The organism is Streptomyces sp. NPDC040405, from assembly GCF_055595765.1.
In genome coordinates, this window is sequence record NZ_JBVIVI010000003.1 from 318,428 (window position 1) to 337,587 (window position 19,160).

1 protein-coding gene is annotated in these 19,160 nt (G+C 73.2%); it reads right to left on the minus strand.

What is annotated here, in order from left to right:
- Positions 1-23 precede the first annotated feature (23 nt).
- Positions 24-19,088, minus strand: coding sequence for a type I polyketide synthase (locus ACZ59A_RS15285; protein WP_470958459.1), 19,065 nt, complete (start codon positions 19,086-19,088; stop codon positions 24-26).
- Positions 19,089-19,160 lie beyond the last annotated feature (72 nt).

Below are 19,160 nucleotides of genomic sequence, written 5' to 3' on the forward strand. Positions count from 1 at the left end.
CCGTCGGCGGGCCCCTGGCCGGGTCATGAGAGCCCCAGCTCGTTGTCGATGAAGTCGAAGATCTCGTCGTCCGTCGCGGATTCGATCGTCATGCCCTCCGGTCCGGCGTCCTCCGGGGCGTCCGGACCGTCCAGCGTCAGCAGAAGATCCCGCATGCGCGCGGCGACCGCGGTACGGACACCGGGGACGGCGCTCCGCAGACCGCTCTCCAGCCGGTCCAACTCGGCCACCAGCGGCTGCGGCACCTCGTCGGGGGCCCGCTCGGGTGCCAGTTCGGCACGCAGCATGGCGGCCAGCTGGACCGGTGTGGGGTAGTCGAACAGGGTGGTGGGAGGCAGCCGGAGGCCGGTGGCGTGGTTGAGGTTGTTGCGGAACTCGACGGTGGTGAGCGAGTCGAGCCCCATCTCCAGGAAGCCGCTGTCGGCGTCGATGGCGTCCGGCGAGCCGTGGCCCAGCACCGCGGCGACCTGCCCACGGAGATACGTGAGGAGGATGTCCAGCTGCGTGGCCTCGTCATGCGGGGCGAGCCGCTGCCGCAACGTGTCCGGGTCCGCCGCACCGCCCGCGGCGGCGGCCCGCCGGGCCCGGGAGCGGACCAGCCCCTGCAACACGGCGGGGATGGGCGCATCGCCCTCGCCCAGCCGCGCCAGGTCCAGCTTCGCGGGCACCAGGAGCGCCTGGGGCGAGTTCAGGGCGAGGTCGAGCAGGCCGAGGGCTTGCGCCGTGCGCATCGCGCCGATGCCACCGCGGCCCAGCCGCGCCCGCCCGGCCGGGTCAAGACCCGCGGTCAGTTCGCTGGTCTGCGCCCACAGGCCCCACGCCAGCGAGAGGCCCGGCAGGCCCCGTCCTCGGCGGTGGGCGGCGAGCCCGTCGAGGAAGGTGTTCGCCGCGGCGTAGTTGGCCTGCCCCGCGTTGCCGATCGCCCCCGCCGCGGAAGAGAACAGCACGAACGCGGCCAGGTCCATGTCCTCCGTCAGCCGGTGCAGATGGGAGGCGGCGTCGACCTTGGGCCGCAGCACCGCCGACAGCCGCTCCGGTGTCATCGAGGCGAGGGCGGCGTCGTCCAGAACCCCGGCCGTGTGGAACACCCCGGTCAGCGGATGGGCGCCGGGAATCGACCGCAGCAGTCCGGCCACCGCCTCGGCGTCCGCGGTGTCGCAGGCGGCGAGGGAAACGTCGGCGCCCAGTTCCTTCAGCCCGGCGGCCAGCTCCGTCGCGCCGTCCGCCGCCGGTCCGCGCCGACTGGCCAGCAGCAGATGCCGTACGCCGTGCCGCTCCACCAGGTGCCGGGCCAGCAGGCCGCCGAGGGTGCCGGTGCCACCGGTGATGAGCACGGTCCCCTCGGGGTCGAGCCGGGTGGCGTTCCCTCCGTCGTCGGTCTCCGGCGCGGGCAGCGTCGCGCGCACCAGCCGGGGCACGCGCAGCTCTCCGTCGCGTATGGCGAGCTGCGGCTCTCCGGTGGCGAGCGCCGCCGGGAGCGCGCGGTACGAGGCGTCCGACCCGTCCAGATCGACGAGCACGAACCGGCCCGGATACTCCGCGTCCGCCGTGCGCATCAGCCCCCACACGGTGGCCGCCGCCGGATCCGGCACCCGCTCACCGTCCGCCGCGGCCACCGCCCCCCGGGTCAGCACCGCCAACCGCGCGTCGGCGAGGGCGTCGTCGGAGACGAACTCCTGTACCAGAGCGAGGAGTTCGCTGGCCGCAGTGTGCGCGTCCGCCGCCAGATCGCCGCCATCGGAACGGGCAGGACCCGCCACCACGATCTGCGGTGGCTTGGCGCCCTCCGCACCGAGCGCGGCGAGCGTGGAGTGGTGCACGGCGTCGATTCCGGCGGTACGGAGCGCCTTGGCCACCTCCGCCGCGCCGACCACCGCCCACGGGCCGCTGCTCTGCGACGCGGGCGCGGACACGGGGAGCCAGCCCGGCTCGTACAGGGCGTCGCTCTGCCGGGCCCGGGCGGCGGCCAGCTGATCCGGGGCCACCTCGCGCATGGCCAGCCCGCCGATGGTGAGCACGGGGGCGCCGGTGGCGTCGGCCACGGAGAGGGACATCACGTCCCGCTCCGCGCGGGACAGCCGCACCCGCAACCGGGACGGTCCGACGGCGTGCAGTGCCGCACCGCTCCAGGAGAAGGGCAGCCGTACGCGCTCCGACTCGTACCAGAACAGCATCAGCGGGTGCAGCGCCGAGTCCAGGAGGGCGGGGTGGACGCCGTACGCCTCGGGGTCCGTGCCGTCCGGGAGCGCGATCTCCGCGTAGAGGGTGTCGCCGACCCGCCAGCCCGCCCGGAAGCTCCGGAACAGCGGCCCGTACTCGTATCCGCGCCCGACGAACCCGCGGTAGAACTCCTCGATGTCGACGGACTCGCCCTCGGCGGGCGGCCACGCCGTGAGATCGAACGCGGGCTCCGGCGCGGATTCGGCGAGGAAGCCACTGGCGTGTCGGGTCCACTCGGCCGTCTCCTCGGCCGCGTCGCTCTCCGACGAGAACAGCGAGAACGACCGCCGCCCTGCCTCGTCCGCGGCGCCCACGGTGAGCCGCAGCTGCCGGGCACCCCGCTCCGGCACGGCCAGGAAGGCATGGTGCGTCAGCTCTTCGATCTGCTCGCATCCGACATACCCGGCCGCGTGCAGCAGCAGATCCACGAAGGCCACGCCCGGCAGCACCACCGTCCCGTGGACGACGTGATCGCTCAGCCACGGCTGGGCCTTGAGTGAGACCTCACCGGTGAACACGGCGCCTTCCCCGTCGGGGAGGGTGATCGCCGCGGTGAGGAGGGGGTGGGTGGAGGTGTTCGGGGCGCTGGGCTTCGCCGTCTCCAGCCAGTAGCGCCGGCGTTGGAAGGGGTAGGTGGGAAGCGTGAGGGGGGTGCTGGTTCCGCCGGTCAGGGGAGCCCAGTCGACGGCGATGCCGTGGGTGTGTGCGGTGGCGAGGGCGGTGAGGAGCGTGTGGTTCTCGTCCCGGTCGCGGTGGAGGGTGGGGACGAGGGTGGCGCCGACGTCTTCCGGCAGGGAGTCCTGGGCCATGGTGGTGAGGGTTGCGTCGGGGCCGAGTTCGAGGTAGTGGCGGACGCCGTGGGTGTGGAGGGTGGTGATGCCGTCGCCGAAGCGGACGGCTTCGCGGATGTGGCGTACCCAGTAGGCGGGGGTGGTGATCTCGTCGGGGTCGGCGAGCCGCCCGGTGAGGTTGGAGACGAGGGGGATGGTGGGGGAGTGGTAGGTGAGTTCGCCTGCGACGCGTGCGAACTCGTCCAGCATGGGGTCCATGTGGGGGGAGTGGAACGCGTGGGAGACGGTGAGCCGTCGGGTCTTGATGCCGCCTTCGGTCAGGGTGGTGGCGATTTCGGTGGTGGCTTGTTCGTCGCCGGAGAGGACCAGGGAGGTGGGGCCGTTGATGGCGGCGATGGCCACCTCGTGCTCGCGGCCTTCGAGTAGAGGGCGAACGTCGTCTTCGGTGGCCCGTACGGAGATCATCGCTCCGTTGGAGGGAAGCGCCTGCATGAGGGTGCCGCGCGCGGCGACCAGGCGGCAGGCGTCGTCGAGGGTGAGGATTCCGGCGATGTGGGCGGCGGTGAGTTCGCCGATGGAGTGGCCGGTGAGGTAGTCGGGTGTGATGCCGAAGGATTCGATGAGGCGGTAGAGGGCGGTTTCCAGGGCGAACAGTGCGGCCTGGGTATGCCGGGTCTGGTTCAGCGGTCCCTGGTCCTCGGCGAAGATGACGTCCTTCAGCGGCTGTTCCGCGCCGAGATGGCCGTCGAGGGTGGTGCAGACCTTGTCGAACGCGTCGCGGAAGGCCGGGTGGGTGTCGTAGAGCCGTCGTCCCATGCCTGCCCGTTGGGCGCCCTGGCCGGTGAACAGGAACGCGGTCTTGCCCGGGTGGGGCGTGCCGCGGACCACGGCCGGGGAGGGCTCGCCGCGGGTGAGGGCGTCCAGCGCGCGGTCGAATCCCTCGCGCTCGTCCGCCACCACCACAGCGCGGTGGTCGAAGAGCGACCGTGTGGTGGCGAGTGCGTACGCGACTCGGTTCGGGCGAAGCTCGGTGCTCGCCTCAAGGTGGGTGCGCAGCCGCTGGGCCTGGTCGCGGAGGGCTTGTTCGGTCTTGGCGGAGAGGAGCCAGGGGACGGTGGTGGTGTGGCTCGGGGGCTCTGTGACGTGAGCCGCGGGGGCCTGTTCGAGGATGAGGTGGGCGTTGGTGCCGCTGATGCCGAAGGAGGAGACGGCGGCGCGGCGGGGGTGGTCGGTGGCGGGCCAGGCGCGGGCCTCGGTGAGGAGTCGGACGTTGCCCGAGTCCCAGTCGATGTGCGGGCTGGGCTCGTCGACATGAAGGGTCTTGGGCAGGGTGGCGTGGCGCATGGCCTGGATCATCTTGATGACGCCACCGATACCGGCCGCCGCCTGGGCGTGGCCGATGTTGGACTTGAAGGAGCCAAGCCACAGGGGCTCTTCGCGATCCCGCCCGTAGGTGGCGAGCAGGGCTTGGGCCTCGATGGGGTCGCCGAGGGTGGTGCCGGTGCCATGGCCTTCGACGGCGTCCACCTGGTCGGGGGTGAGCCCGGCGCTCGCCAGCGCGGCGTTGATGACGCGCTGCTGGGACGGTCCGTTGGGGGCGGTCAGGCCGTTGCTGGCGCCGTCCTGGTTGACGGCGGAGCCGCGGATGACGGCCAGGACGGTGTGGCCGTTGGCCTGGGCGTCGGAGAGGCGTTCGAGCAGGACCATGCCCGCGCCCTCGGCCCAGATCGTGCCGTCGGCGGCCGCGGAGAAGGACTTGCACCGGCCGTCGGGCGCCAGCCCGCGCTGACGGCTGAACTCCAGGAACATCCCGGCATTGGCCATGATCGTGGTTCCACCGGCCAAGGCCATGGTGGACTCGCCGCTCCGCAGCGACTGGCAGGCCAGGTGGAGTGCCACCAACGAGGACGAGCACGCGGTGTCTACGGTGACCGCCGGGCCCTCGAAGCCAAAGGTGTACGCCACCCGCCCGGACGCGACACTCGCCGTCGTACCCGTCAGCAGATAGCCCTCGACGGGTTCGCCGCCGTGGTGGGTCAGCGAGACGTACTCCTGGGCGGCCACTCCGGCGAAGACTCCGGTGGCGCTGCCGCGCAGGGTCTCGGGCCGGATCCCCGCGTCCTCGAACGACTCCCAGGCGGTTTCCAGAAGGAACCGCTGCTGCGGGTCGAGCGCGAGCGCTTCACGTGGGGTGATGCCGAAGAACTCGGGGTCGAAGCGGTCGGCGTCGTAGAGGAAGCCGCCCTTTTGGACGTAGGTCTTGCCGCGCACATCGGGGTCGGGGTCGTAGAGGTTCTCGACGTCCCAGCCGCGGTTGTCCGGGAACGCCCCCACCGCGTCCCGGCCCTCGGCCACCAGCCGCCACAGCTCCTCCGGCGTGCTCGCGCCACCGGGGAAACGGCACCCCATGCCCACGATCGCGATCGGCTCGGCCGTGTCGGTGCTCGCCGGTGCGGTACGGGCGGTGCGCCGGGCCACCTGGGCACCGGCCTCCGCCTGCCCGCTGCCCATCAGCTCGCCACGTATGTAGGTCGCCAGCACCGCGGGGGTCGGGTAGTCGAACAACAGCGTGGAGGGGAGGCGCATCCCGGACGCCTTGTTGAGCGAGTTGCGCAGCTCCACCGAGCTGAGCGAGTCGAATCCGAGGTCCTTGAACGAGTGCACGGGGTCGATGGCGTCGGGCGAGCCATGTCCGAGGACGGTGGCCACATGACCGCGCAGGAAGTCCAGCACGATCCGCTCCTGCTCGGGCTCGGGGTGTCCCATGAGCGACTGCCGCAGCCCGCCCGTGCCCCCTCCGGCCGTGGCCGATTGCGCGGCGCTGCGCAGCGGTGTGCGGACCAGACCGCGGAAGATCGGCGCCACCGGGGCGGATGTGGCGCGGGCGCGCAGGCCCGCCAGGTCGAGCTTGGCCGGGACCACCACCGCCGGGGCCGCCTCCAGCGCCGCGTCGAAGTGTGCGAGTGCCTGTTCGGCGGGCATCGGCAGCAGCCCGTTGCGGCTCATGCGCGCCCGGTCCTGCTCATCGAGGGTGCCTGCCATGCCGCCGCCCTGATCCCACAGGCCCCAGGCGAGCGACGTCGCGGGCAGCCCGCACGCCCGGCGGTGCTGGGCGAGTCCGTCCAGGAAGCTGTTGGCGGCCGCGTAGTTGGCCTGCCCGGGAGAGCCGAGGACACCGACCGCCGACGAGAACAGCACGAACGTGTCCAGGTCCAGGTCGCGGGTCAGCAGATGGAGGTTCCACGCGGCGTCCACCTTCGGGCGGAGCACTCCGTCGAACCGCTCAGGGCTGAGCGCCGTCACAATGCCGTCGTCCAGTGTCCCGGCGCAGTGCACCACCGCGCCGAGCGGATGCTCCTCCGGCAGGCTTCCGAGCAGGGTTTCCAGCGACTGCCGGTCGGCGGCGTCGCAGGCCGCGATCGTGACCTCGGCGCCGAGTTCGGAGAGTTCTGCGGCGATGGTGCTCGCTGCCCGCGGCCCGCTACGGCTGATGAGCAGCAGCCTCCTGGCGCCGTACGTGCTGACCAGATGGCGCGCGAGGAGCGTGCCCAGGGCGCCGGTTCCACCGGTGATGAGCACGGTCTTGTCCGGGTCGAACCGCGCCGGTGAGGTGTCAGGGGTGTCGGTTTCCGTGGCGGCTTCCGTGCCGGTGTCGGGACGGGCGAGGCGAGGGGCCAGCAGCGCGCCGTCGCGCACGGCGAGTTGGGGTTCTGCCGTGGCGAGGGCGGCCGGAACGGCCGTGAGCGAGGAATCCGAGCCGTCCAGGTCGATCAGTGTGAACCGGTCCGGGTGTTCCGACTGAGCCGTACGGATCAGCCCCCAGACCGCCGCTCCGGCCAGGTCGGTGGGCTCGTCCCCGGTGCCCGTGGACATCGCGCCCCTGGTGAGGATCACCAGGCGGGAGTCCGGCCGGTCATCGGACACGACCGCCTGGACGAGGCCGAGCACGCGGTGGGTGAGGGAGCGGGTGGACTGGGCCGGGTCGGCGCCGTTCTCGGAGTTCTCGGAGTTCTGCGAGACACACCACGTGACGAACACCTCGGGGCCGGTGGTGCCGTCGTCCCGCTGCGCGGTCGGCAGCGCCACCGCGTCCTGCGGGACCTCGACCGTGCCCTGCAGCTCCTCCTCGGGTGTCGGGACGGCCAGCCAGTCGACCTCGTACAGCTCTCCGGCGTCGGCCGCACGCGCGGCGGCGAGCTGGTCGGCGCCGACCGACCGCATGATGAGGGCGTCGATCGTCATCACCGGCGCACCCGTCTGATCCGCGATGACCAGCGACACCGTGTCCGGTGTGGGCCACATGAGGCGGATCCGCAGGGCCCTCGCCCCCGTCGCGTGGAGGGTTACGCCACTCCACGAGAACGGCACCCTGATGGTGTCGTCCGCAGCCTCGTGTCCCGCGACCAGCGCGGCGGGCTGGAGCGCCGAGTCGAGCAGACCGGGATGGATGCCGTACGCGCCCGGGTCCGCGTCCGTGGGAAGGGACACCTCCGCGTACGTGGTGTCCCCGTCCCGCCAGGCCGCCCGCATCCCTCGGAACAGCGGTCCGTAGCCGAAGCCCGCGTCGGTGACCCGTCGGTAGAACTCCTCCGTGTCCATGGGGACGGAGGAGGCCGGAGGCCAGACGTCGTCCGTCAGCACGCCCGCCGTCGAGGGCGCTTCCCTCTCTTCGGCCGCGAGCACGCCCGTGGCATGGCAGGTCCACTCGTTCTCGGCCGGGGCGTCCTCCGGCCGGGAGTAGACCGCGAGGGAGCGCCGCCCGGAGTCGTCCGCCGGTTCGACCAGGACCCGTAGCTGGAGCGCGCCGCGCTCCGGTACGGCGAGGAACACATGGTGAGTGAGTTCCTCGATGTGATCGCAGTCCACGTGGCGCGCGGCGTGGAGGAGGAGATCGACGAAGGCCACACCGGGCACGATCATCGCGCCGAAGATGGCGTGCTCGGCTACCCAGGCGGGGTCGGATCCGGAGACCCGGCCGGTGAAGAGGTGTCCGCCCCCGTTGGGAAGTTCGGCCAAGGTGGTCAGCACCGGATGGCCGGTCGCCGTCAGCCCCAGGCCGTCGGCACCCGCGGTGGGCCTGGGCCTTTCCAGCCAGAAGCGCTGACGCTGGAACGGGTAGGTCGGAAGCGCGAGGGGAGTGGTGGTCTCGCCGATCAGTGGAGTCCAGCGGACGTGGACGCCGTGGGTGTGCGCGGTGGCCAGGGCGGTGAGGAAGGTGTGGTTCTCATCCCGCTCCCGGTGGAGGACGGGGATGAACGCGATGTCGTCGGTGTCGTCGGCCAGGCTGTCCTGGGCCATGGTGGTGAGAGTGGCGTCGGGGCCGAGTTCGAGGTAGTGGCGGACGCCGTGGGTGTGGAGGGTGGTGATGCCGTCGCCGAAGCGGACGGCTTCGCGGATGTGGCGGGCCCAGTAGGCGGGCGTGGTGATCTCGTCGGGGTCGGCGAGCTGCCCGGTGAGGTTCGAGACGAGGGGGATGGTCGGTGGCCGGTAGGTCAGTTCACCTGCGACGCGTGCGAACTCGTCCAGCATGGGATCCATGTGGGGCGAGTGGAACGCGTGCGAGACGGTGAGCCTGCGGGTCTTGATGCCGTCCTCGGCGAGGGTGGTGGCGATTTCGGTGGTGGCTTGTTCGTCGCCGGAGATGACCAGGGAGGCCGGGCCGTTGACGGCGGCGATGGCCACCTCGTGCTCGCGGCCGTCCAGCAGCGGGCGTATCTGCTCCTCTGTGGCGCGCACCGAGATCATGGCGCCCCCGGTGGGGAGCGCCTGCATCAGTGAGCCACGGGCGGCGACCAGGTAGCAGGCGTCGTCCAGGGTGAGAACTCCGGCGATGTGGGCGGCGGTGAGTTCGCCGATGGAGTGGCCGGTGAGGTAGTCGGGGGTGATGCCGAAGGATTCGATGAGGCGGTAGAGGGCGGTTTCCAGGGCGAACAGTGCGGCCTGGGTATACCGGGTCTGGTTCAGCGGGCCCTGGTCCTCGGCGAAGACGACGTCCTTCAGCGGCCGCTCGGCTTCCAGGTACTGGTCCAGCGTGGTGCAGACCTCATCGAACGCGTCGCGGAAGGCCGGGTAGGTGTCGTAGAGCCGTCGTCCCATGCCTGCCCGTTGGGCGCCCTGGCCGGTGAACAGGAAGGCCGTCTTGCCCGGGTGCGGGGTGCCACGGACCACGGCCGGGGACGGTTCGCCGCGGGTGAGGGCGTCCAGGGCGCGGTCGAATGCCTCGGGCTCGTCCGCCACCACCACGGCACGGTGGTGGAAGAGGGACCGTGTGGTGGTGAGTGCGTATGCGACTCGGTCCGGGTGCGGCTCGGGGCTCAGCTCAAGGTGGGTGCGCAGCTGCTGGGCCTGGGCCCGCAGGGCCTGCTCGCTCTTGGCGGACAGGATCCAGGGGACCGTGGTCGGCCGCGGTGTGGTGTGCGTTGAAGGTTCTGCGATGGGGGTGGTGGGGGCTTGTTCGAGCACGAGGTGGGCGTTGGTGCCGCTGATGCCGAACGCGGAGACGGCGGCGCGACGGGGGTGGCCGTTGTCGGGCCAGGGCCGGGCCTCGGTGAGCAGCCGCACGCTGCCGGTGGTCCAGTCGATGTGCGGGCTGGGCTCATCGACGTGGAGGGTCTTGGGCAGGGTGGCGTGGCGCATGGCCTGGATCATCTTGATGACGCCACCGATGCCCGCGGCCGCCTGGGCGTGGCCGATGTTGGACTTGAACGAGCCGAGCCACAGCGGCTCTTCGCGGTTCTGTCCGTAGGTGGCGAGCAGCGCCTTCGCCTCGATGGGGTCGCCGAGCGTGGTGCCGGTGCCGTGCCCCTCCACCGCGTCCACCTGGTCGGGAGTCAGCCCGGCGCTCGCCAATGCGGCGTTGATGACGCGCTGCTGGGACGGTCCGTTCGGGGCGGTGAGGCCGTTGCTGGCGCCGTCCTGGTTGACCGCGGAGCCGCGTATGACGGCCAGCACGGTGTGGCCGTTGGCCTGGGCGTCGGAGAGGCGTTCGAGCAGGACCATGCCCGCGCCCTCGGCCCAGATCGTGCCGTCGGCGGCCGCGGAGAAGGACTTGCAGCGGCCGTCGGGCGCCAGCCCGCGCTGGCGGCTGAACTCCAGGAACATCCCGGCATTCGCCATGACGGTGGCGCCACCCGCGAGCGCCATGGAGCATTCGTCGCTCCGCAGCGACTGGCACGCCATGTGGAGTGCCACCAGTGAGGAGGAGCACGCGGTGTCGACGGTGACCGCCGGGCCCTCGAAGCCGAAGGTGTACGCCACCCGCCCGGACGCCACACTCGCCGTCGTACCTGTCAGCAGGAAGCCGTCGACGGGCTCGCTGCCCTCGTGGACGAGGGAGCCGTACTCCTGGGTGACGACTCCGGCGAAGACGCCGGTGGCGCTGCCGCTCAAGGTGTCGGGCCGGAGCCCCGCGTCCTCGAACGTCTCCCAGGCCGTTTCCAGCAGCAGCCGCTGCTGGGGGTCGAGCGCGAGGGCTTCACGGGGGCTGATGCCGAAGAACTCGGCGTCGAACTCGGCCGCGTCGTACAGGAAGCCGCCCTCGCGGGCGTAGGTCTTGCCGCGCACATCGGGGTCGGGGTCGTACAGGCCGTCGAGGTCCCAGCCGCGGTTGTCGGGGAACGCCCCCACCGCGTCGCGGCCCTCGGCCACCAGCCGCCACAGCTCTTCCGGCGTGCTGGCGCCACCGGGGAAGCGGCACCCCATGCCGATGACCGCGATCGGCTCGTCGTCGTCCACGGCGGGCGCGGAGGTGCTGCTGACCATGGCGTCGGCGGCGCGCGGGGTGCTCGCGGTGTCCGGTGCCTCGGCGGGGGCGAGCGGCGGCGGGGCGTCGCCGACCAGTTCGTCCTTGAGGTGGGTGATCAGGGCGGCGGGGGTGGGGTGGTCGAACAGCATGGTGGACGGCAGGTGCAGCCCCAGCGCCTCGCCGAGCACGATGAGAAGTTCGATGCCCGCGAGCGAGTCGAAGCCCAGGTCCTTGAAGGAGGTTCCGGGGTCGATGGCGGGCGGCGAGCTGTGGCCCAGGACGGTGGCGATGTGCATGCGGAGGACGTCCAGCAGCAGGTCGCGCTGTTCGGCCTCGGGCAGCCCGGCGAGCCGCCCGCGCAGCGAGCCGTCCTGGCCGGTGTCGCTCTCCCGGCCACCGGGCGCGGCCTGAGCGGGAACGAGGTCGGCGAGCAGCGGGGACAGCGGGCTCGGCGCCCGCTGCGCGCGGATGCCGGTGACATCGAGCCCGGTGGGCACGAGCACCGTGTGCCCGGTCGCGAGGGCCGCGTCGAAGAGCGCGAGGGCCCGGGCGGTGGGCATCGGCGCCAGTCCCTCGCGGCTCATACGGGCCAGGCCCCGCCGGTCCAGCGTGCCACCCATGCCGCCGTCCTCCGCCCAGAGCCCCCAGGCGAGGGAGGTGGCGGGCAGGTCGGCGGCGCGGCGGTGGTGGGCGAGTGCGTCGAGGAAGGCATTGGCGGCGGCGTAGTTGGCCTGTCCCGCCGTGCCCAGGGTGCCCGCCACGGAGGAGAACAGCACGAACGCGGTCAGGTCGGCGTCCCGGGTCGCCACGTGGAGGTTCCACGCGCCGTCGGCCTTGGGGCGCAGCACCGTGCCCAACCGGTCCCGGTCGAGTTCGGTGACCACCCCGTCGTCCAGGACGCCCGCGCAGTGCACCACCGCGCCGAGCGGGTGTTCCTCGGGCAGGGCCGCCAGCAGCGCGGCCAGGGCCGCGCGGTCGCCGACATCGCAGGCGGTGACGGTGACCTCGGCGCCGAGGGCGGTCAGCTCCTCGGTGAGGGCGCCCGCCGCCTCGGGGCCGCTTCTGCTGGTCAGCAGCAGCCTCCGGACGCCGTGCCGGGTGACCAGGTGGCGCGCGAGGAGGGCACCGAGGGCGCCGGTGCCGCCGGTGATGAGCACCGTTCGTCGCGGATCGAAGGAGGTGGCGGGCGTCGTGGCAGAAGGCGGTCCCGATGCCAGCGGGGCGAGGCGGGGTACGAGTAACCGGCCCTCGCGTACGGCAAGTTGAGGCTCCCCGGAGGCCAGGGCCGCGGCGATGGCCTCCTCGGATATCTCCGCACCATCGACGTCGAGGAGCGTGAACCGGTCCGGGTGCTCGGTCCGGGCCGAGCGGATCAGACCCCACACCGAGGCGGCGGCCGGTGCGGCGCCGCTTCCGGTGTCCGCCTCGGTGGACACCGCGCCCGTCGTGAGGACCACCAGACGGGAGTCCGGCTCCCCGTCGGCCAGAACCGTCTGCACCAGGTCAAGGGCGTGGCGCGTCGCGGAGTGTGCCGCTTCGGCCGAGTCGTCGCGGTCCTCGGCGGTCCCGGCGCACCGGGCGACGACCGTCTTCGGCCGGGCCGCACCGGACCGCAGCGCCGCGCGCAGGGCTTCGGCGTCCGGGTACGTCTCGGCGTCCGGGCCGAGCGCTGCCAGCGCCGCGGCGACCAGCCGGTCGTCCGCGTCCCCGACCACGGCCCACCCGGCCCCCTCCGGGGACACGGCGTCCGGTGGCGTGGCCACCGCCCGCCAGACGACCTCGTGGAGCGCGCCGTCGCGATCGGGCCTGGCCGCGGCGAGCTGTTCGGCGCCGACCGCCCGCAGGGCGAGGGAGTCGACGGTCAGGACCGGCGCCCCGGCCGGGTCCATGACCCGCAGCGCGACCGCGTCCGGCGCCGAGCGCGTGAGCCGGACCCGCAGGGCGCGTGCGCCGGTCGCGTGCAGGGTCACACCGCTCCAGGAGAACGGCACCTGAAGCGTGCCGTCCTCGGAGTCGCCCGCGGCGAGCGCCAGCGGGTGGAGCGCCGAGTCGAGCAGTCCGGGGTGGACGCCGTACGGGCCCGGGGCGGTGCCCGCGGGCAGGGCGACGTCGGCGTACAGCGTCTCGCCGTCCTGCCAGGCGGCCTTGAGCCCCTGGAAGAGCGGGCCGTAGCCGAATCCGGCGTCGGCGATCCGCCGGTAGAAGCCGTCGGTGTCGAGGGGGTCGGCGGAGGCCGGGGGCCAGGCCGCGTCGTCGGGGGCGCTGATGGATTCCGCGGCGGCGCCGAGCGCACCCGTGGCGTGGCAGGTCCAGTCGGTGCCCGGCGGGGCGTCCTCGGGCCGCGAGTGGACGGCGAAGGCCCGCCGCCCCGCGTCGTCCGCCACCCGGATGAGGACCCGCAGCTGGAGCGCGCCGTGCTCGGGCAGGGCCAGGAAGACGTGGTGGGTCAGCTCCTCGACGCGGCCACACCCCACCCGTGCCGCGGCGTGCAGCAGCATGTCCACGAAGGCCACGCCCGGCAGGACGGGCGTGCCGAAGACGGCGTGGTCGGCCGCCCAGCCGGGGGCGGCGGCGTTCACCCGGCCGGTCAGGAGCAGTCCGCCCGGGTCGGGGAGTTCGGCCGCGGTGGTCAGGATCGGATGGCCGGTCGCCGTCAGCCCCAGGCCGTCGGCGCCCACGGCGGGCTTCGGCGTGTCCAGCCAGTAGCGCTCGCGCTGGAACGCGTACGTGGGCAGGTCGACGGCCGGGGCCGGGGCGTCGCCGAACAGGCGGGCCCAGTCGACGGCGATGCCGTGGGTGTGCAGTCGGCCGAGGGCGCCCATCAGCGCCCGCGCCTCGTCGCGGTCGCGGTGGAGGGTGGGGACGAGGGCGGCGGCGTCGGGGTCGGTGAGGCTGTGGCGGACCATGGCGGTGAGGACGCGGTCCGGCCCCAACTCCACGTAGTGGGTGGCGCCTTCGGCCTCCAGCCGGGTCACCGCGTCGGCGAACCGGACCGTCCCGCGCACATGCCGCACCCAGTACTCGGCGGTGGCCACATCGCCATCCGCCACCACCGGGATCCGCGGCTCGGCGTACGTCACGGTCCGGGCGACCCACCCGAAGTCCTCCAGCATCGGGTCCATCAGCGGCGAGTGGAACGCATGGGACACGCTCAGGCGGTTCGTCCTGCGCTCACCGAGCCGTTCGAGGACCGCGTTGACGGCGTCCTCGGCGCCCGAGAGCACTACCGAGGTGGGGCCGTTGACGGCGGCGAGGGCCACCCGCCCCGTCAGATACGGGGCCACCTCGTCCTCGGTGGCCTCGACCGCCACCATCGCGCCCCCGGGCGGCAACGCCCCCATCAGCCGACCGCGCGCGGTGACCAGCGCGGCGGCGTCCTCCAGCGAGAACACCCCCGCGACATGCGCGGCGGCCAGCTCCCCGATCGAGTGACCGGCGACGAAGTCGGGCCGTACGCCCCAGGACTCCAGCAGCCGGAACAGCGCCACCTCCACCGCGAAGATCGCGGGCTGGGTGAACTCCGTACGGTGCAGCGCCTCCTCGTCGCCCCACATCACCTCGCGCACCGCGGGGTCGAGTTCGGCGCACACCTCGTCGAAGGCGCGCGCGAACGCCGGGAACGCCTCGTACAGCCCCCGGCCCATGCCCAGTCGCTGGCTGCCCTGCCCCGTGAACAGGAAGGCAGTCCTGCCGGGGCGGGAGGTGCCACGCACCAGGGCGGGCGACGGTTCGCCGCGGGTGAGCGCGCCGAGGGCCTGGTCGAACGCCTCGCGGTCGGCCGCGACGACGGCGGCGCGGTGGACGAAGTGGGCGCGTGCGGTGGCCAGGGAGTGGCCGACGGCGGCGGGCGTGAGACCGGGGTGGTCGGCCAGGTGGCCGCGCAGCCGCCGGGCCTGGTCCCGCAGGGCCTGCTCGGACTTGGCGGAGAGCACCCACGGCAGCAGGGTGTTCCGCGGAGCGTCCTGCCGCTCCTCCGTGTCCGTGTCCGCGTCCTGGGGCGTGGGCGGGGCCTCGAGGATGAGGTGGGCGTTGGTGCCGCTGATGCCGAAGGAGGAGACGGCGGCGCGGCGGGGATGGCCGTTCTCGGGCCAGGGCCTGGCCTCGGCGAGAAGCCGGATGCTGCCGGTGGTCCAGTCGACGCGGGGGCTGGGCTCATCGACATGGAGGGTTCTGGGCAGGGTGGCGTGGCGCATGGCCTGGATCATCTTGATGACGCCACCGACACCGGCCGCCGCCTGCGCATGGCCGATGTTGGACTTCAACGAGCCGAGCCACAGGGGCTCTTCGCGGTGCTGTCCGTAGGTGGCGAGCAGGGCCTGGGCCTCGATGGGGTCGCCCAGCGTGGTGCCGGTGCCATGACCTTCCACCGCGTCCACCTGGTCGGGGGTGAGTCCGGCGCTCGCCAGCGCGGCGTTGATGACGCGCTGCTGGGACGGTCCGTTGGGGGCGGTGAGGCCGTTGCTGGCGCCGTCCTGGTTGACGGCGGATCCGCGGATGACGGCCAGCACGGTGTGGCCGTTGGCCTGGGCGTCGGAGAGGCGTTCGAGCAGGAGCATGCCCGCGCCCTCGGCCCAGATCGTGCCGTCGGCACCGGCCGCGAACGACTTGCACCGGCCGTCCGCGGCCAGCCCGCGCTGCTGCCCGAACTCCACGAACATGCCCGGGGTCGCCATGACCGTGACGCCGCCCGCCACCGCCAGCGCGCAGTCCCCGACGCGCAGCGCCTGCACCGCCTGGTGCATCGCGACCAGCGACGACGAGCAGGCCGTGTCGATCGTCACCGCCGGGCCTTCGAGCCCGAAGGTGTAGGCGAGCCGTCCCGACGCGACGCTCGCGGTGTTGCCGGTGAGCAGATAGCCCCCCAGCCCGTCGTCGCCCTCGTGCAGCCGCGGGCCGTACTCCTGTGACATCGCGCCCACGAACACCCCGGTGCCGCTGCCGTGCAGCGTGCCCGGATCGATCCCGGCGCGCTCGAACGCCTCCCAGGTGACCTGCAACAACACCCGCTGCTGCGGGTCCATCGCGGTGGCCTCGCGCGGGCTGATGCCGAAGAACTCCGCGTCGAACTCGGCGGCGTCGTCCAGGAATCCGCCGTGCCGGGTGTACGTCTTGCCCCGCACACCGGGCTCGGGGTCGTACAGGGCGTCCAGATCCCAGCCCCGGTCGGCGGGGAACCCCGAGATGGCGTCCACACCGCCGTCGACCAGCCGCCACAGCTCCTCGGGCGAACCGGCGCCACCGGGGAAGCGGCAGGCCATGCCGACGACCACGATCGGATCGTCGGCGTCCACCGCACGCGATGCGGACGCCACCGGCAACGCGTCCTCTCCCAGGGCCAGTTCGCACAGCTTCCGCGCCAGCCGGGACGGGCTCGGGTGGTCGAAGACGACGGTCTCCGGCAGCGTCAGCCCGGTGGCGTCCATCAGGTTCTGCCGCAGCTGGACCGCCATCGTGGAGTCCATGCCCAGCTCACGGAACGCCCGGTCGACATCCACCGTGTCCGTGCTCAGATGGCCGAGCACGATGGCCGTGCGCAGCCGCACCAGCTCCAGCGCCGTACGGCTCCGCTCGTCCTCCGGCAGCCCGGCGAGCCGCTCCGGCCACGTCGTCGTTTCGGAGTTCCCCGCGGGGGCCTCCGCGCGCTCCGCCTCCTGACGTGGCACCGGCTCGAACGCGGTGGACACCTCCGGCCAGTAGCGCTCGCGCTGGAACGCGTACGTGGGCAAGTCCACGGAACGCGGCGTCCGCCCCTCGAAGGCGGCGGACCAGTCCACGGGCAGGCCGCGCACATGCAGCTCCGCCAGGGAGGTCAGCAGCGGCGGCCACGGCGCTTCGTTGCGCCGCAGCGACCCCACGACCAGCGCCTCCGGCAGCGTCTCCCGCAGTCCGAGCGTGAGCACGGGGTGCGGGCTCGACTCTACGAACGTGCCGAACCCCGCCTCCGCCATGGCCCGGAGCGTCGTCTCGAAGAGGACGGGCTGACGGAGATTGGTGTACCAGTACGAGGCGTCCAGCCCGGCTGTGTCGATGGCGCTCGCGGTGACCGTCGAGTAGAAGGCGATGTCACACGAGCGCGGCGTCACCCCCGCCAGCTGCTCCAGCAGCTGTTCCCGGATGGCCTCCATATGCGGCGAATGCGACGCGAAGTCCACGGCGGAAACGGCCTTCGCCCGGATCCCGTCCGCCTCGCAGCGGGCCAGTAACGCGGCCACCTCCTCGGGAGCCCCGGCCACCACCGTGGTGCCGGGCCCGTTGACCGCGGCGATGCTCAGGCCCTCGCCGAAGGGGGCGAGATACGCGGCGACCCGGTCGGCCGCCAGCGGCACCGACGCCATGGCCCCGGTGCCCGCCAGCGTCATGATGGTCCGGCTGCGCAGCGCCACCACCCGGGCGGCGTCCTCCAGGCTGAGCGCCCCCGCGATGTGCGCCGCGGCCACCTCGCCCTGCGAATGCCCGACCACCGCGTCCGGCCGCACACCCAGCGACTCCCACACCCGGGCGAGCGACACCATCACCGCGAACAGCACGGGCTGGACGACATCCGCGCGGTCCAGCGACGGCGCGCCGGACTCGGCGGTCAGCGTGTCCAGCAGCGACCAGCCGACGTACGGGGCGAGCGCCGCGTCGCACGCCTCGATCGACGCGCGGAAGACGGCCGACGTACGTAACAGCTCGCGCGCCATGCCCTCCCACTGCGAGCCCTGCCCGGGGAAGACCAGCGCCACCTTCCCGTGGTCGCCCGTGACACCTGTGACCAGCCCCGGCACCTCGGCCCCGGCCCGCAACGCCGCCAACTGCGCGTCATGGTCGAGCCCGAGAGCCACGGCGCGGTGCTCGAAGTGCGTACGGGTGCGGGCCAGCGCCGAGCCGGTGTCGTACGCATTCGCGTCAGCCGTCCGGTGCTCCACCAGCCGTCCGGCCTGGGCGCGTAGCGCGGCCTCCGTACGCCCGGACACCAGCCACGGGGCCAGCGGGACCGCCGGCTCGCCGCTCTCCGAATCGTCCGGTGCGGCCCGCTCGGGCGCCTCGGCGAGCACGACGTGGCAGTTCGTCCCGCCCACGCCGAAGGAACTCACACCGGCCACCAGCGGCGCGTCCGGCCACGGGCCGCACGCGGTCTGGACGCGCAGGTTCAGCGCCTCCGGGTCGATGCGCGGATGCGGCGACTCGTAGTTCAGGCTCGCCGGAATCTCCCGGTGCCGGATGCTCAGCGCCGTCTTGATCAGCCCGACGATGCCCGCCGCGCCCTCCAGATGCCCGACGTTGGTCTTGGCCGAGCCGACCACCACGGGCGAGCCCGCGGGCCGTGCGCTGCCGTACGCGGCGCCCACGCCCGCCGCCTCCAGCGGGTCGCCCGTCGGCGTGCCCGTCCCGTGCAGCTCCACATAGCGCACCCGCGCCGGATCCACCCGGGCGTCCGCACACGCCTGCCGCGCCACCGCCGCCTGGGCCTCGGCGCTGGGCACGGTGAGCCCGTCGGTGGCGCCGTCGTTGTTGACCGCGCTGCCGACGATGACCCCGTACACGGTGTCCCCGTCGCGCACCGCGTCCGCCAGCGGCTTCAGTACGACGACCCCGCCGCCCTCGCCGCGGACGTAGCCGTTGGCCCGCGCGTCGAAGGTGAAGCAGCGCCCGTCCGGCGACAGCCCGCCGAACCGCCCGGCGACCTCGGCGCTCTCGGGCGCGAAGTTGAGCGCCACGCCGCCCGCGAGCGCCAGCGTGCACTCGCCCTTGCGCAGGCTCTCCACCGCCAGGTGCACCGCCACCAGCGACGACGACTGCGCGGTGTCGACCGCCAGGCTCGGGCCGCGCAGGCCCAGCGCGTACGACACCCGGTTGGCGATGACACCGCGGTTCAGCCCGGGCAGCGAGTGCTGGGTGATCGCACCGCCGCGCTGTGCCAGCGCCGCGTAGTCGGCGGCGATCGCCCCGACCATCACACCCGTCGCGGTGGAGCGCAGCGTCTCCGGGACGATGCCCGCGTCCTCCAGCGCCTCCCAGGCCAGTTCGGCGAACAGCCGCTGCTGCGGGTCGATCGCCACCGCCTCGCGCGGCGAGATGCCGAAGAACGCCGCGTCGAACGCGTCCACCCGGTCGAGGAATCCGCCGTGGCGCAGCCCGGCCCGATGCTCCTCCGGGGAGTCCGGCAGCACCGCGTCCGGGTCCCAGCGGTCCGGCGGCACCTCGGTGATCGCACTGCGCCCCGCGCGCAGCAGCTCCCAGAAGGCACCGGGGTCGGGCGCCTGGGGGAGGCGGCATGACACGCCGGTGATTGCGATGGCATCAGTACCGTGAACAAGATCACTCGTCATGGTGGCGAGTGCCTCCCTCATCGCGCGCTGTCGAAAACGCCGGGCTGGCGTTCGTCCTGAGGGACGATCGTCGGCTCCGCCACCCGCCCCTAG

Excerpts from the sequence above, each read along its gene's own strand:
- ACZ59A_RS15285 (WP_470958459.1), bottom strand. The coding sequence starts at position 19,088 with ATGAGGGAGGCACTCGCCACCATGACGAGTGATCTTGTTCACGGTACT.